This window comes from Burkholderia sp. AU38729 (genome assembly GCF_020419725.1).
Classification (GTDB): domain Bacteria; phylum Pseudomonadota; class Gammaproteobacteria; order Burkholderiales; family Burkholderiaceae; genus Burkholderia.
In genome coordinates, this window is record NZ_JAIZQO010000009.1 from 167,654 (window position 1) to 186,526 (window position 18,873).

Genomic DNA, 18,873 nt, shown 5'->3' on the forward strand with positions numbered 1-18,873 from the left:
GCGATCGGTAGGCGGGATGGGACGTTGGGGCGGCGCGGTTCAGTGATCGGGCTTCGCCCACCACGTCGACACGACCCAGCCCTCGGCCGAATAGTACAGCGGCAGCGTCTGCGGATAGGCAAGCGTGCGCTTGTACGCGACCCGGTGCGTCGTGCTGTACCACTGCGGGACCGCGTAGTAGCCGTGCATCAGCACGCGGTCGAGCGCGTGCGTCGCGTCGAGCAGGTCTTCGCGCGTCTGCGCGGTACCGAGCGCGTGCAGCAGCGCGTCGACGGCCGGTGACTTCAACCCGATGAAGTTGTCGGAGCCCGGCTCGTCGGCGAACTTGCTCGCGTAACGCGAGTATTGCTCGGCACCCGGCACCTGCACGCCCGGCAGGCGGATCGTCGTCATGTCGTAGTCGAACGCGTCGAGACGCTTTTGCAGCAGCGCGAAATCGGCCGTGCGAAAACGTGCGTCGATGCCGAGCTTCGCCAGATTGCGCTGATACGCCGCCACGATCCCTTCCATTGCCGCGCCGGAATCGTCGAGGATCTCGAACGTGAACGGCTCGCCCTTCGCGTTGCGCAACGCGCCGTCCCGATAGGTCCAGCCCGCCTGCGCGAGCAGTGCGCGCGCCTTCAGCAGGTTCGCGCGCAGCGAGCCCGGCGGATTCGTGTTCGGCTGCGTGACCACCGGACCGAACACGGCCGGGTCGAGCTGCTCGCGCAGCGGCTCCAGCAGCTTCAGCTCGCCGGGGCCCGGCATGCCGGTCGCCTGCAGGTCGGTGTCGGCGAAATAGCTGTTCATCCGCGTGTAGGCGCTGTAGAACAGCTGGCGGTTCAGCCATTCGAAGTCGAACGCGAGGTCGAGCGCCTGGCGCACGCGCACGTCGCGAAACAGCGGCCGGCGCAGGTTCATGAAGAAGCCCTGCATGCCCGCGCCGTTATGCTGGCGGAATTCACGCTTGACCAGCTCGCCGTTGTCGAAGCGCTTGCCGACGTCGCGGCGCGTCCAGTTGCGCGCGATGTACTCGACGAGCACGTCGTATTCGCCGGCCTTGAACGCCTCGAGCCGCGCGACGCCGTCGCCGTACAGCTTGTAGACGATCCGCTCGAAGTTGTTGGTGCCCACCCGCACCGGCAGGTCGGCGCCCCAGTACGCCGGGTTGCGCCGGTAAGTGATCGTCCGGCCGTTGTCGTAATGGTCGATCACGTACGGGCCGCTGCCGATCGGCTGCTCGAACGCGAGCTGGTCGAACGGGATGCGCGAGCCGTCCGCGCGCAATCCCCACTTGCGGGAAAACACCGGCACGCCGCCTGCGATCAGCGGCAATTCGCGGTTCGCGCTGCGGAACTCGAAGCGCACGGTGGCCGGATCGACGACCACGGCCTTCGCGATCTCCGCGAAATAGGCGCCGAACTGCGGCGCAGCCTGCTTGCTCTTCAGCGTGTCGAACGAGAACTTGACGTCGTCGGCGGTGACGCGCTCGCCGTTCGAGAAGCGCGCGCGCGGATTCAGGTGAAACGTGACCGACCGGCGGTCCGGCGCGATGTCGATGTCGTCGGCGAGCAGCCCGTACGCGGAGGCCGGCTCGTCCGAGCTGCCGGTCGCGAGGCTCTCGAACAGCATGTCGATGCCCGGCGCGGGGTTGCCGCGCATCGTGAACGGGTTGAACTTGTCGAACGACGTCAGCCGGTTCGGGTTCGCCAGCACGAGCGTGCCGCCCTTCGGCGCGTCGGGGTTGACGTAGTCGAAATGCTTGAAGCCCGGCGGATACTTCGGCTCGCCGTACTGCGCAATGGCGTAGGCCGCGTGCGCAGCGGTCGCGGCCAGCACCGTTTGCAGCACGAACACCGCGGCCGCGCGGCCGGCAGTTCGTGCCGCACGGCGGACGCGCGCGGCGGCGGCCCGGGGCGAACCCTTCGTCATAGAGGCCCTGTCGGTCGAATGAGGGGAGTAACGAGGGACGATTCTACCCATTCAAGCCAGCGAGCCAAAAGAAAACCGCCACGCGGGCGGTTTCTTCACGAGCGGATCGGAGGCGCGCATCAGGGGCGCGCCCTGCCGATCAGCGCCAGCCGTTGTGGTGGCCGTTGTCCCAGTGGCCACGATCGCCACGATCGCCCCAGCCACGGCCGTGATGGCGATACCACTCGTCACGGCCCCAGTAGCGGCGGCCGTCCCAGTAGCGGTCGCCGTGCCAGCCGATCACGATGGCCGGTCCCGGTGCATACACAGGGGCCGGCGCGTAGACCGGCGCAGGCTGATAGACGACCGGCGGCGGAGGCGGCGGCGCATACACGGGTGCGGGCGCGACGTAGACCGGCGCCGGAACGCCGAGATTGATCCCGACATTGACTCCCGCCATTGCTGCGCCCGACACGAGCAAGGCCGTCATACCGGTCAAGAGCGAGGCAACACGCAAGGTCTTCATGGATTCCTCTTCTGGTTGTTTCATGTGTGATTCGACTATAACGGCAAGCGCCGTCTCCGCATATTTCCACTTTGTAAGAACTGATGCGCCGCATCGCAACAGCAAGCCCGCGCTAACGTCTTGTAACAATCGACGCCCGCCCCGCCCCCTCACGCCCCCCATTCCTAAAACATCTTTCATCCTGCCCCGCGCCCCGCGTTAAGCGGCGCCACGCACACTGCGCGAGCCGAACCGGGCGCCCGCCGCGCTTCGGCACTTCGCTGACAGGCCGGCGCCCCGCGCCGGCGGAGACCTTGCCGATGCTGAAACTCGTCCGACTCGCGCTTGCGCGCCCCTACACGTTCATCGTCCTCGCGCTGCTGATCCTGATCGCGGGGCCGCTCGCGGCGCTGCGCACGCCGACCGACATCTTCCCCGACATCCGGATTCCGGTCATCAGCGTGATGTGGAACTACGCAGGCCTGCAGCCGGCCGACATGGCCGGACGCATCGTCACCTACTACGAGCGCACGCTCGGCACGACGGTCAACGACGTTGCGCACATCGAGTCGCAGTCGTTCCGCAGCTTCGGGATCGTCAAGATCTTCTTCCAGCCGAGCGTCGACATCCGCACCGCGACCGCGCAGGTCACGTCGATTTCGCAGACGGTACTCAAGCAGATGCCGCCGGGCACCACGCCGCCGCAGATCCTCAACTACAACGCATCGACCGTGCCCGTGCTGCAGCTGGCGCTGACGAGCGACACGCTGAACGAACAGCAGCTCGGCGACTACGCGACCAACGTGATCCGGCCGCAGTTGCTGTCCGTCGCGGGGGTCGCAATTCCGTCGCCGTACGGCGGCAAGGTGCGCCAGGTGCAGATCGATCTCGATCCGCAGGCGCTGCAGGCCAAGGGGCTGTCCGCACAGGACGTCGCGACCGCGCTGGCGCAGCAGAACCAGATCATCCCGGCCGGCACGCAGAAGATCGGCGGCTTCGAGTACAACATCAGGCTCAACGACAGCCCGCTGACCATCGACCAGCTCAATGCGCTGCCGATCCGGAGCGTGAACGGCGCGGTGATCTTCATGCGTGACGTCGCGCACGTGCGCGACGGTTATCCGCCGCAGGGCAACATCGTGCGCGTCGACGGCCGGCGCGCGGTGCTGATGAGCGTGCTGAAAAGCGGTTCGGCGTCGACGCTCGACATCATCTCGGGCGTCAAGGCGCAGTTGCCGCGCATCGAGGCGACCCTGCCGCCGTCGCTCAGGCTCGTCGTGATGGGCGACCAGTCCGTGTTCGTCAAGGGCGCCGTCAGCGGCGTGGCGCGCGAAGGCCTGATCGCCGCCGCGCTCACGTCCGCGATGATCCTGCTGTTCCTCGGCAGTTGGCGCTCGACGCTGATCATCGCGGCGTCCATTCCGCTCGCCGTGCTGGCCGCGATCGCGGCGCTCGCGGCCGCGGGCGAGACGCTCAACGTGATGACGCTCGGCGGGCTCGCGCTCGCGGTCGGCATTCTCGTCGACGATGCCACCGTCACGATCGAGAACGTGAACTGGCACCTCGAACAGGGCAAGGCGGTGCGCGATGCGATCCTCGACGGCGCGTCGCAGATCGTCGCGCCGGCCTTCGTGTCGCTGCTGTGCATCTGCATCGTGTTCGTGCCGATGCTGCTGCTCGACGGCGTGGCCCGCTTCCTGTTCGTGCCGATGGCCGAAGCCGTGATCTTCGCGATGATCGCGTCGTTCGTGCTGTCGCGCACGTTCGTGCCGATGATGGCCCGTTACCTGTTGAAACCGCATGCCGCGCATCCGACGGCCGCGCTCGCGCCGCACGGCGCGCCGTTCCCGCCGCCACGTGCGCGCAATCCGCTCGTCGCGTTCCAGCAGGGGTTCGAGCGCCGCTTCGCGGCACTGCGCGCCGGCTACCGCGTCGTGCTCGGCCTCGCACTCGTCCACCGCGCGCGTTTCGTCGCGCTGTTCCTTGCGGCGGTGGCCGTGTCGTTCGTGCTGGTGCCGTGGCTCGGCCGCAATTTCTTCCCGTCGGTCGACGCGGGCGAAATCGCGATCCACGTGCGCGCACCGATCGGCACGCGCATCGAGGAAACAGCCGCGCTGTTCGACCACGTCGAGCAGACGGTGCGCGGCGTCGTGCCGCCGCACGCGATCGCGAGCATCGTCGACAACATGGGGCTGCCGAACAGCGGGATCAACCTCACGTACAGCAACAGCGGCACGATCGGCCCGCAGGACGGCGACATCCTCGTGTCGCTCTCGGGCGACCACGCGCCGACCGCCGACTACGTCAAGCAGTTGCGGACGCGGCTGCCGCGTGCGTTTCCCGGCGTGACGTTCTCGTTCCTGCCCGCCGACATCGTGAGCCAGATCCTCAACTTCGGTGCGCCCGCGCCGATCGACGTGCAGGTGACGGGCCCCGATCGCGCCGCGAACCGCGCCTATGCGACCGAGCTGTTGCGGCGCATCCGCGGCGTGCCGGGGGTGGCCGATACGCGCGTGCAGCAGGCGTCGACCTATCCGCAGTTCACCGTATCGGTCGACCGCACGCGGGCCGCGCAACTCGGCATCACCGAGCAGGATGTCACCAATGCCGTGGTCGCGAGCCTGTCCGGCACGAGCCAGGTGTCGCCGACCTACTGGCTCGATCCGCACAACGGCGTGTCGTATCCGATCGTCGCGCAGACGCCCCAGTACCGGATGACATCGCTGGCGGACCTGCGCGCGCTGCCGGTAACGGGCCGCTCGGGCGCGCCGCAACTGCTCGGCGGGCTCGCGACGATCGTGCGCGGACAGACCGACGCGGTCGTGTCGCACTACGACATCGCCCCGCTGTACGACATCTTCGCGACGACGCAGGACCGCGATCTCGGTGCGGTCAGCGCCGACATCGAACGCGTACTGCACACGAGCGCGGCCGGCTTGCCCAAGGGATCGCGCGTGACCGTGCGCGGCCAGGTACAGACGATGAACGGCGCATTCGGCGGGCTGCTCGCGGGCCTCGCCGGCGCGATCCTGCTGATCTACCTGCTGATCGTCGTCAACTTCCATTCGTGGCGCGACGCATTCGTGATCGTGAGCGGCCTGCCCGCGGCGCTGGCCGGCATCGTCTGGATGCTGTTCGTCACGCGCACGCCGCTGTCGGTGCCGGCCTTGACCGGCGCGATCCTGTGCATGGGCGTCGCGACCGCGAACAGCATCCTCGTGGTGACGTTCGCGCGCGAACGGCTCGCGCACACTGCCGATGCGGCCGTCGCCGCGCTCGAAGCCGGCTTCACGCGCTTTCGGCCCGTGATGATGACCGCACTCGCGATGATCATCGGCATGGCGCCGATGGCCCTCGGTCTCGGCGACGGCGGCGAGCAGAACGCGCCGCTCGGCCGCGCGGTCATCGGCGGCCTGCTGTGCGCGACCGTCGCGACGCTCGTGTTCGTGCCCGTCGTGTTCAGCCTCGTCCACCGGCGCGACCGCGCGCCTCGTTCCGAATCCCTGCCCCTCACTCCGGGAGAACAGCATGTCCACTGAATTCGAAGTCCGCCCTCCTGGCACGCCGCGCTACCTGAAACCGCTCGCGATCGCGGGCGCCATCGCCGCGCTCACCGTCGCGGCGGCCGGCCTCGTCGCCCGCATGCACGATGCGCACGCGGTCGCCGCGTGGACCGTGCAACAGGCGATCCCGACCGTCGCGACGGTTGCGCCGCAGCCGGCCGCGGCCGACGCGCTGGTGCTGCCCGGCCGGCTCGACGCGTACGTCGACGCGCCGATCTACGCGCGCGTGCCCGGCTACCTGCACGCGTGGTATGCCGACATCGGCGCGCATGTGAAAGCCGGCCAGTTGCTCGCGTCGATCGACACGCCCGATCTCGACCAGCAATTGCAGCAGGCACGCGCGGACCTGCAGAGCGCGAACGCGAACGAACGGCTTGCGGCCGTCACGGCCGCTCGCTGGGCCGAGATGCTCGCGCAGGATTCCGTCTCGCAGCAGGAGGCCGACGAGAAACGCAGCGACCTCGACGCGAAACGCGCGGCCGTCGCGGCAAGCACCGCCAACGTGCGACGGCTCGAAGCGCTCGAATCGTTCAAGCGGCTCACCGCGCCGTTCGACGGCATCGTGACGGCCCGCAAGACCGATGTCGGCGCGCTGATCGACGCGGGCAGCGGCAACGGCGCCGAACTCTTCACCGTCTCGGACGCGCGGCGGCTGCGGCTGTACGTCCACATTCCGCAAGACGACGCGGCCGCGATCCGCGCAGGCATGCGTGTCGCGCTGACCGTGCCCGAGCGCCCCGGCATGACGTTCGACGCCACGCTCGCGGATTCCGCCCAATCGATCGATCCGGCTTCCGGCACGCTGCTCGCGCAGTTCTCGATCGCCAATCCAGCAGGCACGCTGTTCCCGGGCGAGTACGCGCAGGTGCGGATCGCGATGCCCGGCGCCGCGCATGCGCTGTCGATTCCGGCAAGCACGCTGATCTTCCGCCACGACGGGTTGCAAGTCGCCGTGCTCGATGCGACCGGGCATGCGCGGCTGCGCACCGTATCGATCGCGACCGATCTCGGCACGCGTGTCGAGATCGCATCGGGGCTCGCGGCCACCGACCGCGTGATCGACAATCCGCCCGATTCGCTCGCGGACGGCGACCCCGTGCGTATCGCCGGCACCACGGCGACGGAGCGTGCGCATGGCTGACCGTCTGCTCGCTGTGTGGCTGGGCAGCGTCGCGCTGCTCGCCGGCTGCTCGTTGGCGCCGGCCTATCGCGCGCCAGCAGTTCCGGTGCCGACCGCGTTTCGCGAAACGGGCGCGTGGGTCGATGCCGTACCAGCCGATCGCCTGCCGCGTGACGGCTGGTGGCGCGTGTACGGCGACGCGACACTCGACCGGCTCGAACCGCTCGTCGCACGCGCGAATCCCGACCTCGCCGCCGCCGTCGCAAGGCACGACGAAGCCGCCGCGCTGTTCGACGAGGCGCATGCGGCGTTGCTGCCGGCCGTGGGCATCGATGCCGAGACCGATCGCGACCGTCAGTCCGCGCGCCGGCCGCTGCGCGGCAGCGGCCAGCCCGACACCTATGAGTCGAACACGCTCGAAGCGGGATTCGGTTACGACGTCGATCTCTGGGGCAAGGTCCGCAACGCGGTCGCGGCCGGCCGCGACGACGCGCAGGCGGCCGACGACGACCTCGCGTCGGTCCGGCTCAGCCTGCAGGCCGCCGTCGCCAGCACCTACTTCGACCTCGCGGGGCTCGACCGTGAAGCGGACACGCTCGCGCAAACGATCGACACGTACCGTCGTGCATGGCAACTGACGGTCAGTCGCCATCGCGGCGGCCTCGCATCGGGGCTCGACGTTTCGCGTGCGCAAACGCAACTCGCGCTCGCCCAGGCGCGTGCGTCCGACATCGCCGCTCGTCGCGCGCTCGACGAGCATGCGATCGCGGCACTCGTCGGGGAATCCGCGTCGACGTTCTCGCTGCCGCCCGTTGCGGCGCTGCCGGGCGTGCCGTCGATTCCGACCGGACTCGCGTCGACGCTGCTCGAACGCAGGCCCGACGTCGCCGCCGCCGAACGCCGCGTCGCGGCCGCGAACGCGCGGATCGGCGTCGCACGCGCCGCGTACTTTCCCGACCTGTCGCTCGGCCTCGACGCCGGGTTCCAGAGCGATACGTTTTCGCCGTGGCTCGCCGCGCCCAACGAGATCTGGTCGATCGGGCCGCGTCTCGCGATGACGCTGTTCGACGGGGGCCGGCGTGCCGCCGGCGTACGCCATGCGCGCGCGCAGTTCGACGAAGAGGGCGCGCGCTACCGCGCGGTCGTGCTGCAGGCATTCCGCGACGTCGAGGACGATCTCGCGCAGTTGCACCGCCTCGGCGACGAATCGGATCAGGACGACGCGGCGCTCGTCGCGGCGCGGCATTCGCTTGCGCTGGCGATGTCGCGCTATCGCGACGGCGCGGTCAGCTATCTCGACGTGGTCACCGCGCAGACGACCGAACTCGATACGCAGATCGCGGCGCTCGACGTAGACGCCCGACGCCTGCAGGCATCCGTCGGGCTCGTGCGTGCGCTCGGCGGCGGCTGGCACGACGCGCGTTCATGAACGTTTCTTCATCGGCGCGCCCGGTGCCCGCACGGGCGCATTCGATAACGTCGATCCTGCCGGCATCGTCATCGCAGCACCGGCCACTGTCACTTGAAAAGGATCACGCCATGAAGACATTGATGTTCGCCACCCTGCTCTCCGCCCTGTGCGTCGCGCTGCCCGGCCGGGCCAGCGCAACGCAGCCCGACACCGCGACTGCGCCGCAGACGTACGCCGCGACCGCTTCCGCATCGTTGTCGTCGCAACCGGCATGGAACGCGCGACCGGCCACGCCGCTGACACGCGCGCAGGTGTATCGCGAACTTGTCCGCGCCGAACGCGACGGCCAGCTCGCGCAGCTCAACCGCGAACTCTATTCGCACTGAGCGCACGCAATCGAACCTGCCGCACGACGCGCGGCATGTGTGCCATCTGCCAGGCACGGCGCGATGCCGCTCCGTCACCCGCCCACGTCGAACCTGAACCCGAATCGCGCGACCGTTTCGATGCGCGCGGAAAACGCATGTGCGGCCAGCTTGCGCCGCAACCGCACGACCAGCGCATTGACCGTCTCGGGTTCGACGTCGGCATCGCCCCATGCATAACGCAGCACGGCATCGCGCCCGACCGGTCGCCCCGCTTCGCGCAGCAGGCATTCGACGAGACGAAATTCCCGCATGCTGAGCGCCAGCCTCCGGCCCTGCTCCTCGAGTGCGCGCGTACCCACGTCGAGCCGAACCGACTCGCGCATCGCGATGACGCCCTTGCGGCGCCACAGCGCGCGCAACCGCTCGTGCAGCTCCACGAACGAACAGGGATGGGCAAGACACACGTCGCAGCCGGCCAACAACATCCGCGCGCGCTGCGCAGGTGTCGTGCCGGCCACGATCGCGGCAATCGTCGCGCCGCCGGCCGATGCGGCGAGTCGCGGCAATGCCTCGAGCATCGCCGCGTCGGCAGCGGTGTCGGGCGCAATGATCACGATGGCATCGAACCGGTCCTGGGTCGCCACGAAGCAGCCATCGCGCCATCCATCGACGCGCTCGACGCCATGCGTGCTCTCGCGAAAGGCCTTGTCGAGCCGCGCCGCCTCCGGGTTCGGCGAAGAAATCAGCAGGATGCGCATCGCTCGTTCCCCGACGCCGTCACGCGAGCGAGCGCGGCCAGCATTCGACCGTGATCGCCGCACCGGCCAGCGGTGCATCGCCGATCCGCAGCGCAAAGCCGTGCACGCGCATCACCGCCGAGACGATGCTCAGCCCAAGCCCCGAGCCGCTCACATGGCGCGTGCGCTCGCCGCGATAGAAGCGCTCGAGCACCGCGTCGCGTTCGCCGGGCGGGATGCCGGGCCCGGTGTCCTCGATCCGCACGAGCGGCCCGCTCAGCGTTGACTGGAGCGCGACGCGCACGCGGCCGCCCGGCGGCGTGAACTTGATCGCGTTGTCCGCGAGATTGCTGAATGCCTCGAACAGCAACGCGCGATCGCCGTGAATGCGATCGACCGAAGTCGCGGCGAGTTCGAACGACACGTCGACGGCTTCGGCCAGCGGCTCATAGAGCTCGCAAACGTCGCGCAGCAAGGCCGCGACGTCGACCGCGGCAAAGCCGCCACGGCGGCTCAGCGTGCCGATCTCGGAGATGCGCAGCATCGCGCGAAAGCGCTCGAGCAAGCGGTCCGTCTCGTCGCGCGCCGACGCGAGCAATGCCGACGACGCAGGGTCGTCCGCGCAAAACGGCTGCTCCGCGAGCCGGGCCAGCATCGTGTGCACGCGTGCGAGCGGCGTGCGCAGATCGTGCGCGATGCCGTCGCAGGTATGACGTACCTCGCCCATCAGCCGCTCGACTTCGTCGAGCATGTGGTTCACGAGATGCGCGAGCAGGTCGAGTTCGTCGTAGCGTCCGACCGGCAGCCGCTTGCCGAGATCGCCCTCGGCGATCTGCCGCGTGACGCGCCGGATCGCGGCGACCCGGCGCATCTGCCGCATGCCGAGCATGCTGCCGCCCGCGATGCCCGCGATCAGGATCATCACGCCGCCGATCACGAGCCCGCGGATCGCGACATCGCGGATCTGGATGAAATGCGACAGGTCGCGTGCGACGACCAGCGTCATCCCGTTGTCGCGGCGTACCGCCATCGCGCGCGTGATCGGCGCGGGCTGGCCGTCGAGCGGCGCAAGCGTGCGGTTCAGCGTGCGTCCGTGGCGATCCGTGCGCAACGCGGGCGGCGTCGCGATGTCCCCGGCCACGCGGCGCCCGTTCGCGTCGAACAGCCCGTAGAAACTGGTATGCATGTGCTCGTGCTCGAGCCGCCGGTGGATCGCGAGCGGCAGCTCGGCATCGGGAATCGAATCGAAATAGATCAGTTGCCACGCGAGCACCTCGTCGGTGTCGCGCGCCATCGTGTGCGTCGCGGCCACGCTGATCACGCCCGCGAGCACGAGCAGCGAAACCGAGAAGATCGCCGCATACGCGCACAGCCACCGAAACGTCGTCGTGTGCCAGCGGCGCGTGAAGTTCGCCGCGCGAGCCGCATCCATCCGGGCCTCCGTCATGCGAGCATGTAACCCGAGCCGCGCACCGTCTGGATCATCGGGGTCGCGCCGGGCGGATCGATCTTCTTGCGCAACCGGCCCATGTGGACGTCGATCAGGTTGGTGCCGGGATCGAAGTGATAGCCCCACACGGTCTCGAACAGCATCGTGCGCGTGATCGTCTGCCCTGCATTGCGCATCATGAATTCGAGCACGCGGAACTCGGTCGGCAGCAGCGGAATCTCGTCCGCCCCGCGACGCGCGCATCGCGAAATGAGATCGAGTTCGAGCGCGCCGACCTTCAACAGCGTCTGCTGCGGCACGCCCGACGCCTGCCGGCGACGCAGCAGCACCTCGATGCGGGCACTCAGCTCGCCGGAATCGAACGGCTTCGTCAGGTAATCGTCGCCGCCCGCGCGCAGCCCGCGGATGCGCTCGTCGACATCACCGAGCGCGCTCAGCATCAGCACCGGCGTATCGATGCCGACCGTGCGCATCGCGGTCAGGATCGCGAGGCCGTCCGCGCCCGGCAGCATCCGGTCGAGCGTGATCGCGTCGTACGATGCGCTCATCGCGCGCAGCATGCCTTCGCGGCCGTTGTCGATCCAGTCGACCTCGAACCCGCGCGCGGTCAGCTCGCCGACGATTTCGTTCGCGGTCACCGCATCATCCTCGACCGTCAGTACTCGCATGGTTGCCCTCGCAATGAACGTCATGACGGGCGCTCGCGATGCGCCCGCGACTATCGTAGCCGCCTCGATCGCCGTCCGGCGTTACATGAAAAATGCTTCATCCGGTGCCGTGGCGCACGGGTGAAACATGTTTCATCCGTGCGTCGCCCGCCCCGTCGTGCACGCGGCCTACGCTGACGTCATGCGGCATCGGGCCGCGCAACCAGGAGCTACCGGATGAAACTGTCGACTACCGTCGCCTGCATGCTGCTCGCATGCGCCAGCACCGCCGCGTTCGCGGCACCGCACCTGACGCCGCAGGAATGCAACGCGTATCCGTTCGTCCACACCGGCCACGACGTCACGCATGCGGACCTCGTGCGCGAGCTGACCGAACTCGAACAGGTCGGCTACGAGCCAGCGCATGCGAGCCCGTATTACCCCGACGATCTCGATGGTGCGAAAGATCGGCTCGCCGCCGAGTACCGCGCCGACTGCACGCACGCGCTGACCGCCGATGCGGGCGCCCGGCACTGATCCTGCCACCCGGCACAACACGGCCGGGAAAAGCAAAAAAGGCGGCACGCGAGTGCCGCCTTTTTTCATGAACGCGCATGGATTGCTACCGCTGCGCCTGGCTGCCGCTCAGCGCGACATCATGTTCATGCTGACGTTGTGCATCACCCACAGCGTGCCGACGATCAGGATCGCCGCGGTCAGCACCGTGTAGCTGAACGCCATCACGTTCCAGCGCTGGCCCGACGAGCCGTTCATGTGCAGGAAGTACACGAGGTGCACGACGATCTGCACGAACGCGAGCACGGCCAGCGCGACCAGCGACGCGTGCGGCGACAGCACGCCGCCCATCACGAGGCCGAACGACGCGGCCGTGAGCAGCACCGACAGGATGAAGCCGGCGACGTAGCCGCCGACACTGCCGTGCCCTTCTTCGAGTTGAGACGAATGCGAATGGGCCATTTAGATCACGCTCGCGAGATAGACAAAGGAAAACACGCAGATCCACACGATGTCGAGGAAGTGCCAGAAGAGGCTCAGGCACGTCAGGCGTCGCAGGTCGCGATCGGTCAGATCGCCGCCGCGCAACACGATCTGCCCGGCGAGCACGATCATCCACAGCAGGCCGGCCGTCACGTGCAGCCCGTGCGTGCCGACCAGCGTGAAGAACGCCGACAGGAACGCGCTGCGCTGCGGGCCTGCGCCCTCCGCGATCAGGTGCGAGAACTCGCGCAGTTCCATCACGAGAAACGCCGCGCCGAGCACGAACGTCACCGCGAGCCACGCGAGCAGCGCGCCGCGCCGCTGCTTGTACGCAGCGAGCATCGCGAAACCGTACGTGATGCTCGACAGCAGCAGCGCGCCCGTTTCCACCGCGACGCCCGGGATATCGAACAGGTCTTTCGCGGTCGGCCCGCCCGCATACTGCTGGCCGAGCACCGCGAACGTCGCGAACAGCGCCGCGAAGATCACGCAGTCGGTCATCAGGTACAGCCAGAACCCGAACACCGAATGCGACGGCGGATGGTCGTCGTGCTCGAGCAGGGTTGCGCTCAAGGTTTTCTGCAACATCAGTTGGCCTCCAGTTCCACGTCGTCGACGCGCGCAGCCACGCGCTTCGTCGGCTGCTTGTCTTCGATCTTCCGCACCGTCGACGCGGGGATGTAATAGCCGTCGTTGTCGCGCGAGCTGTAGATCACGAGCGTCGCGACGATCCCGACGAGCCCGCCGATCGCCATCCACCAGATGTGCCACACCAGCGCGAAGCCGAGCACCAGGCTGAAGATCGCGACCACGAGGCCCGCGCAGGTATTCGACGGCATGTGGATGTCGCGAATCGCCGCCGGGTTCGGCCGGCCTTCGCCGTGTGCCTTCATGTCCGCATACGCGTCGAGCGTGCGCACTTGCGGGATCACCGCGAAGTTGTAGTCGGCCGGCGGCGACGAGGTCGCCCACTCCAGCGTGCGGCCGCCCCACGGATCGCCCGTCGTGTCGCGGTACTCGGGCAGGTTGCGGTTGCGGATGCTGACCACCAGTTGCAGCAGCTGGCATGCAATGCCGATCGCGATCAGCACGGCGCCGAATGCGGCGACCAGCAGCCACGGATGCCAGGCCGGGTTGTCGTAATGGTTGATCCGGCGCGTCATGCCCATGAAGCCGAGCACGTAGAGCGGCACGAACGCCACGTAGAAACCGATCTGCCAGAACCAGAACGCCGCCTTGCCGAGCTTCTCGTTCAGCTTGAAGCCGAACGCCTTCGGGAACCAGTAGTTGAAGCCCGCGAGATAGCCGAACAGCACGCCGCCGATGATCACGTTGTGGAAGTGCGCGATCAGGAACAGGCTGTTGTGCAGCACGAAGTCCGCGCCGGGAATTGCCATCATCACGCCGGTCATGCCGCCGAGCGTGAACGTGACCATGAAGCCGATCGTCCACAGCACCGGCGTCGTGAATTCGATCCGGCCGCGGTACATCGTGAACAGCCAGTTGAACACCTTCACGCCGGTCGGGATCGCGATGATCATCGTCATGATGCCGAAGAACGCGTTCACGTTCGCACCCGAGCCCATCGTGAAGAAGTGGTGCAGCCACACGAGGAACGACAGCACCATGATCGCGCAGGTCGCGTACACCATCGTCTTGTAGCCGAACAGCGGCTTCTTCGCGAACGTCGAGATGACTTCCGAGAAAATGCCGAACGCCGGCAGGATCAGGATGTACACCTCGGGGTGACCCCATGCCCAGATCAGGTTCAGGTACAGCATCGCGTTGCCGCCGGCTTCGTTCGTGAAGAAGTGCATGCCGAGGTAACGGTCGAGGCCGAGCAGCGCGAGCGTCGCGGTCAGGATCGGGAACGACGCCATGATCAGCACGTTCGTGCAGAGCGCGGTCCACGTGAACACCGGCATCTTCATCAGCGTCATGCCCGGCGCGCGCATCTTGATGATCGTCACGAAGAAGTTCACGCCGGTCAGCAGCGTGCCGACGCCCGAGATCTGCAGCGCCCACAGGTAGTAGTCGACCCCTACCCCCGGACTGAACTGCAGCTCCGACAGCGGCGGATACGCGAGCCAGCCCGTCTGTGCGAATTCGCCGATCACGAGCGAGATGTTGATCAGGATCGCGCTGACGGCCGTCATCCAGAACGACAGCGAGTTGATGAACGGGAACGCGACGTCGCGTGCGCCGATCTGCAGCGGCACGATCAGGTTCATCAGGCCGACCATGAACACCATCGCCATGAAGAAGATCATGATCACGCCGTGTGCCGTGAAGACCTGGTCATAGTGGTGCGGCGGCAGGTAGCCGGGCCCGTTGTACGAGAGCGCGAGCTGCATGCGCATCATGACCGCGTCCGCGAAGCCGCGCAGCAGCATGATCAGCGCGACGATGATGTACATCACGCCGAGCTTCTTGTGGTCGACCGTGGTCAGCCATTGCGTCCACAGCCATTTCCATCGGCCGGTGATCGTCAGCGCGGCGAGGATGCCCAGCACGACCAGCCCCATGAAGGCGCCGGCCCCCATGATGATGGGCTGATCGAACGGGATCGCCGAGAGTGTGAGTTTGCCGAACATGCGTTACCCCTTCGTGCCGCAGGCGGCGTCCTTCAGGTCGAGGACGTGGCCATCGTTGTATTTCGCGATGATGTTGTGGAAGAGCCGCGGATCGACCGACGAGAAGTAGCGCACGGGCGCCTTCTCGCTCGGCTGCGCGACGGTGCCGTACACGGTCGCGTCGAGCCGGTCCGGCGACGCCTTCACCTTCTGCACCCATGCATCGAACTGTTCGCGCGGCTCGGCGAGCGTGCGGAACTTCATGTCGGAGAAGCCGCGGCCGCTGAAGTTGGCGGACGTGCCCGCATAGTTGCCGGGCTCGTCGGCGATCAGGTGCAGGCGCGTCTGCATGCCGGCCATCGCGTAAACCTGGCCGCCGAGCTGCGGGATGAAAAACGAGTTCATCACCGAATCCGACGTGATGCGGAAGTTCACCGGCGTGCCGACCGGAATCGCGAGCTGGTTCACCGACGCGATGCCGAGTTCCGGATAGATGAACAGCCACTTCCAGTCGAGCGCGACGACCTCGACGTCGATCGGCTTCACCGACGACTCAAGCGGCTTGTACGGGTCGAGCTCGTGCGTGGTCTTCCACGTGAGCACGCCGAGGAACAGGATGATCAGCGTCGGCACCGTCCAGATCACGACCTCGATCGCGGTCGAGTGCGACCAGTTCGGCGCGTAGGTGGCGGTGCGGTTCGACGCGCGGTAACGCCACGCGAACCACAGCGTGAGCAGGATCACCGGCACGACGACGATCAGCATCGCCCAGGTGGACGTCGCGATCAGCGCCTTTTCGGCAGCGCCCACGCTTCCTTTCGGATTTAGTACATCTAAATTACAGCCTGACAGGCTCAAAGCCGCGCCGATCGACATCAGCGCCACTCCGCCTTTTGAAGCTTTTCTTTTCATCACACAGCCCGAGGGTCATTGAATCCGTTTGCGTATGCCCGATGCGCATTCGATCCACGAAAGTGGCCGAATCATACGTCGCGCGAGTGCGATGAAAAACCAGCTAATGCGGAAAATCATCATTGCAGAAACTGCCGTGAGACAGATTGTCGCGGGGCAATTTCACGCAGCCGGAAGCCGGCCCGGCGCGGCGTGCACCGGATCGCGACGGAATCGATGCGCGCGCAACGACCGCACCGCCGTGCGGTGCACCCCACTCCGTGCGACGTGCCGCGATCAGCCGCGCGTCGATGCCATGTACGACGGCTGCGGCTGCGCAGGGCCGTCCCCTGTCGGCAGCTTCGAATGACTCGCGTCTTCGATCAGGCGTCCGACGGTCGGATCGATCGCGTCGGTGAACGGCTTCGGATCGATGCCGACCGCCAGCACCACGAGTGCGAGCGACGCGAACATCACGATCTCGCGACGGTTCAGGTCGGCGAGCTTCGCGATCCGCTGGCTCGCGACCTTGCCGAACACGACGCGCTTGAGCATCCACAGCGTGTACGACGCGCTGAGGATCAGCGTCAGCGCCGCGATTGCGCCGATCCAGAAGTTGAAGCGGATCGCGCCCATGATGACCATGAACTCGCCGACGAAGCCCGACGTGCCCGGCAGGCCGACGTTGGCCATCGCGAACAGCACCGTGAAGGTCGCGAAGCGCGGCATCACGCCCGCGACGCCGCCGTAAGCGGCAATCTCGCGCTGCTTCGTGCGATCGACGAGCACGTTTACGCACAACAGCATCGCGCCCGCGACGAAGCCGTACGACACGAGCTGGACAATCGCGCCTTCGACGCCGATCCGGTTGAACAGGAACAGCCCGAGCGTGACGATCCCCATGTGCGCGACCGTCGAATACGCGAGCAGCTTGCCGAGATCGGTCTGCGCGAGCGCGATCAGGCTCGCGTAGACGATCGCGAACAGCGACAGCGCGATCACGGCCGGCGCGAAGAAGTGGCTCGCATCGGGCGTGACCGGCAGCGCGAAGCGCAGGAACCCGTAGCCGCCGAGCTTGAGCATCGCGAGCATCAGCGCGGCGCCGGTCGGGCCGTCGGTGTAGACGTCGCTCAGCCACGTGTGGACCGGCCACATCGGCACCTTGACCGCGAAGGCGGCGAAGAAGCCGAGGAACACCAGCAACTGCGGCGCGAAGCCGAGCTGCAGCGTGCGCCATACGGCCATGTCGAACGTATGCGACTGCGCGTACAGGTACAGCATCGCCATCAGCAGCAGCAGCGAGCCGGCGAACGAGATGAAGAAGAACTTCACGGCCGCGTACACGCGACGCTCGCGCCCCCACGTGCCGATCAGCAGGTAAAGCGGGATCAGCGTCGCCTCGAAGAAGATGAAGAACAGCAGCCCGTCCTGTGCGACGAACACGCCGACCATCAGCCCCGACAGGATCAGGAACGACGCGTAGTACTGCGCGACGCGCACCGCGACCGACTCCCACGACGCCACCACCACCACGAGCGTCGTGAACGCGGTCAGCACGACGAGCCACAGCGACGCGCCGTCGATGCCGACCCGCCATCCGGAATTGAATGCCGCCAGCCAGTTGCGGCTTTCGACGAACTGCATCGCGGCCGAGTGCGCGTCGAAACCGGCAACCAGCGGCACGACCGCCGCAAGCCCCACCAGCGCGCCGACGAGCGCGATCAGCCGCGTACGGCGCGGATGATGGTCGGAACCGGCGCGCAGCAAGCACGCGCCGAACAGGATCGGAGCCCAGATGGCCAGGCTCAGGAAGGGGAAATCATGCATGTCAACAAGGCCTTGATGAAGTCGCGCACTGCATCGGGGACAGGCGAGACGAAAGGAACGAAATCAAATCGACAGGTAGATTTCGTGAATCGCCAGCGTTGGCAAAATGTAAAGCGGCATCACCGGAAAACTTGACGCCGCTCAAATGCGATCGGGTTAACCAGCATAAGGCGATTGATTATTTTCTGCAGCGCAGCAGAGCATTGATTTTCATCGCAGCTCTATGCTCATGATTTTTATGTGTAATTTTTTGTATTGCCCGATCAGGTCGATCGCGAAAATCGACGCAGTGCCGCATTTTTGACGCAGGTGACCTATTTCAAAGGGTCTGAGCGAAATAATTGACGGTCGCCAAGGTAGCGCATGAGCGGCTCTCAATGCTTACAAGATACCTTTCATTGTTATTTCACTCAGCCTTGCTCGACGCAAGTCGAGGGAATGGTTGCCCTCACCTCGCCTTCATGTTCCCGAGCGCGATCGCCGATGACTCAGGCGGCCCGCATGTGCATCTTCATCGCGTGATGACGGTCGTGTTGCGGAGGAAATTGGAAGAAGCGGCTTCCGCGCGCGGCATCGGCTAGCGTCGATCATGCCGCTCGCGGCGGGCTGCGCCGACTTCGATGCGGGCGCTGTGACGCGCGCATCGTGGTTATGCGCGACATCCTGCGGCGCGGCGTGCGTGTCGAACGCAAGGAACGGATCTAGCACGAGCGGCAACGTTGCCCTGCTCCATCGCGACACGCTGCGCGATGATCGTCGGGTACCTGCGCATGATCTGCTGACGCCTGCGATACACGTGCATGCTGTCGACTAGCATATGCCGCTAGCTCTGTTGGCCGTGCGTAACGGCGCGTGGTTGCCGACAAATCCGTCGACGGGCGATGAGCGAGGA

General features: G+C 66.9%; 15 protein-coding genes. 5 read left to right on the forward strand and 10 right to left on the reverse strand.

Annotated features, from left to right (window positions below):
• Positions 1–39: 39 nt before the first annotated feature.
• Entirely contained in the window at positions 40–1,911 is a 1,872-nt protein-coding gene (locus LGM56_RS23880; RefSeq protein ID WP_226206917.1) for an extracellular solute-binding protein, read from the reverse strand.
• Between the two features lie 139 nt (positions 1,912–2,050).
• Entirely contained in the window at positions 2,051–2,416 is a 366-nt protein-coding gene (locus LGM56_RS23885; protein WP_226206918.1) for a hypothetical protein, read from the reverse strand.
• Positions 2,417–2,715: 299 nt separating this feature from the next.
• Here LGM56_RS23885 and LGM56_RS23890 point away from each other — a divergent pair, with 299 nt between their 5' ends.
• The 4 genes from LGM56_RS23890 (at position 2,716) to LGM56_RS23905 (ending at position 8,875) form a co-directional block, all read left to right on the forward strand.
• Positions 2,716–5,934 carry an efflux RND transporter permease subunit gene (locus LGM56_RS23890; RefSeq protein WP_226206919.1) on the forward strand — a complete coding sequence of 1,073 codons (3,219 nt, stop codon included), beginning with the start codon at positions 2,716–2,718 and terminating at the stop codon, positions 5,932–5,934.
• A complete protein-coding gene (locus LGM56_RS23895; RefSeq protein ID WP_226206920.1) occupies positions 5,924–7,099 on the forward strand; it encodes an efflux RND transporter periplasmic adaptor subunit in 1,176 nt (391 codons plus the stop codon). Before LGM56_RS23890 ends, LGM56_RS23895 begins: the two co-directional genes overlap by 11 nt.
• Positions 7,092–8,507 (forward strand): efflux transporter outer membrane subunit, encoded by a 1,416-nt coding sequence (locus tag LGM56_RS23900; protein ID WP_226206921.1) that lies wholly within the window; start codon positions 7,092–7,094, stop codon positions 8,505–8,507. The genes LGM56_RS23895 and LGM56_RS23900 overlap by 8 nt, the downstream gene beginning before the upstream one ends.
• Before the next feature lie 110 nt (positions 8,508–8,617).
• Positions 8,618–8,875 carry a DUF4148 domain-containing protein gene (locus LGM56_RS23905; RefSeq protein WP_226206922.1) on the forward strand — a complete coding sequence of 86 codons (258 nt, stop codon included), beginning with the start codon at positions 8,618–8,620 and terminating at the stop codon, positions 8,873–8,875.
• A gap of 74 nt (positions 8,876–8,949) precedes the next feature.
• On the opposite strand, the gene LGM56_RS23910 is transcribed toward LGM56_RS23905, so the two are convergent.
• The 3 genes from LGM56_RS23910 to LGM56_RS23920 are packed head-to-tail and all read right to left on the reverse strand — an operon-like array spanning position 8,950 to position 11,712.
• Positions 8,950–9,615: a response regulator transcription factor gene (locus LGM56_RS23910; RefSeq protein WP_226206923.1), complete on the reverse strand. Its 666-nt coding sequence runs from the start codon at positions 9,613–9,615 to the stop codon at positions 8,950–8,952.
• A 19-nt stretch (positions 9,616–9,634) separates the two neighbouring features.
• Positions 9,635–11,026, reverse strand: coding sequence for a sensor histidine kinase (locus LGM56_RS23915; RefSeq protein WP_226206924.1), 1,392 nt, complete (start codon positions 11,024–11,026; stop codon positions 9,635–9,637).
• 11 nt (positions 11,027–11,037) lie between these two features.
• A complete protein-coding gene (locus tag LGM56_RS23920) occupies positions 11,038–11,712 on the reverse strand; it encodes a response regulator transcription factor (protein ID WP_069248317.1) in 675 nt (224 codons plus the stop codon).
• Positions 11,713–11,928: 216 nt separating this feature from the next.
• Here LGM56_RS23920 and LGM56_RS23925 point away from each other — a divergent pair, with 216 nt between their 5' ends.
• On the forward strand, positions 11,929–12,228 hold the full coding sequence (locus tag LGM56_RS23925; RefSeq protein WP_039342572.1) for a DUF4148 domain-containing protein: 300 nt from the start codon (positions 11,929–11,931) through the stop codon (positions 12,226–12,228).
• A gap of 108 nt (positions 12,229–12,336) precedes the next feature.
• Here LGM56_RS23925 and cyoD read toward each other — a convergent pair whose 3' ends face one another.
• From cyoD to LGM56_RS23950, 5 genes are all read right to left on the reverse strand, one after another.
• The gene (gene cyoD, locus LGM56_RS23930) at positions 12,337–12,669 is read right to left on the reverse strand and encodes a cytochrome o ubiquinol oxidase subunit IV (protein ID WP_009692722.1); all 333 of its coding nucleotides are present in this window, start codon (positions 12,667–12,669) and stop codon (positions 12,337–12,339) included.
• On the reverse strand, positions 12,670–13,278 hold the full coding sequence (cyoC, locus tag LGM56_RS23935; RefSeq protein WP_089440477.1) for a cytochrome o ubiquinol oxidase subunit III: 609 nt from the start codon (positions 13,276–13,278) through the stop codon (positions 12,670–12,672).
• Positions 13,278–15,284, reverse strand: a complete 2,007-nt coding sequence (gene cyoB, locus LGM56_RS23940) for a cytochrome o ubiquinol oxidase subunit I (protein WP_226206925.1) — start codon at positions 15,282–15,284, stop codon at positions 13,278–13,280. The genes cyoC and cyoB overlap by 1 nt, the downstream gene beginning before the upstream one ends.
• A gap of 3 nt (positions 15,285–15,287) precedes the next feature.
• A complete protein-coding gene (gene cyoA / locus LGM56_RS23945; protein WP_089495135.1) occupies positions 15,288–16,175 on the reverse strand; it encodes a ubiquinol oxidase subunit II in 888 nt (295 codons plus the stop codon).
• 276 nt (positions 16,176–16,451) lie between these two features.
• The gene (locus LGM56_RS23950; RefSeq protein WP_226206926.1) at positions 16,452–17,981 is read right to left on the reverse strand and encodes a complex I subunit 4 family protein; all 1,530 of its coding nucleotides are present in this window, start codon (positions 17,979–17,981) and stop codon (positions 16,452–16,454) included.
• Positions 17,982–18,873: the final 892 nt, after the last annotated feature.

What these genes read in the sequence shown, in the direction of transcription:
- LGM56_RS23880 (WP_226206917.1), bottom strand. Translation starts at nt 1,911, where the DNA reads ATGACGAAGGGTTCGCCCCGGGCCGCCGCCGCGCGCGTCCGCCGTGCG.
- LGM56_RS23885 (WP_226206918.1), bottom strand. Translation starts at nt 2,416, where the DNA reads ATGAAGACCTTGCGTGTTGCCTCGCTCTTGACCGGTATGACGGCCTTG.
- LGM56_RS23890 (WP_226206919.1), top strand. Translation starts at nt 2,716, where the DNA reads ATGCTGAAACTCGTCCGACTCGCGCTTGCGCGCCCCTACACGTTCATC.
- LGM56_RS23895 (WP_226206920.1), top strand. Translation starts at nt 5,924, where the DNA reads ATGTCCACTGAATTCGAAGTCCGCCCTCCTGGCACGCCGCGCTACCTG.
- LGM56_RS23900 (WP_226206921.1), top strand. Translation starts at nt 7,092, where the DNA reads ATGGCTGACCGTCTGCTCGCTGTGTGGCTGGGCAGCGTCGCGCTGCTC.
- LGM56_RS23905 (WP_226206922.1), top strand. Translation starts at nt 8,618, where the DNA reads ATGAAGACATTGATGTTCGCCACCCTGCTCTCCGCCCTGTGCGTCGCG.
- LGM56_RS23910 (WP_226206923.1), bottom strand. Translation starts at nt 9,615, where the DNA reads ATGCGCATCCTGCTGATTTCTTCGCCGAACCCGGAGGCGGCGCGGCTC.
- LGM56_RS23915 (WP_226206924.1), bottom strand. Translation starts at nt 11,026, where the DNA reads ATGGATGCGGCTCGCGCGGCGAACTTCACGCGCCGCTGGCACACGACG.
- LGM56_RS23920 (WP_069248317.1), bottom strand. Translation starts at nt 11,712, where the DNA reads ATGCGAGTACTGACGGTCGAGGATGATGCGGTGACCGCGAACGAAATC.
- LGM56_RS23925 (WP_039342572.1), top strand. Translation starts at nt 11,929, where the DNA reads ATGAAACTGTCGACTACCGTCGCCTGCATGCTGCTCGCATGCGCCAGC.
- cyoD (WP_009692722.1), bottom strand. Translation starts at nt 12,669, where the DNA reads ATGGCCCATTCGCATTCGTCTCAACTCGAAGAAGGGCACGGCAGTGTC.
- cyoC (WP_089440477.1), bottom strand. Translation starts at nt 13,278, where the DNA reads ATGTTGCAGAAAACCTTGAGCGCAACCCTGCTCGAGCACGACGACCAT.
- cyoB (WP_226206925.1), bottom strand. Translation starts at nt 15,284, where the DNA reads ATGTTCGGCAAACTCACACTCTCGGCGATCCCGTTCGATCAGCCCATC.
- cyoA (WP_089495135.1), bottom strand. Translation starts at nt 16,175, where the DNA reads ATGAAAAGAAAAGCTTCAAAAGGCGGAGTGGCGCTGATGTCGATCGGC.
- LGM56_RS23950 (WP_226206926.1), bottom strand. Translation starts at nt 17,981, where the DNA reads ATGCATGATTTCCCCTTCCTGAGCCTGGCCATCTGGGCTCCGATCCTG.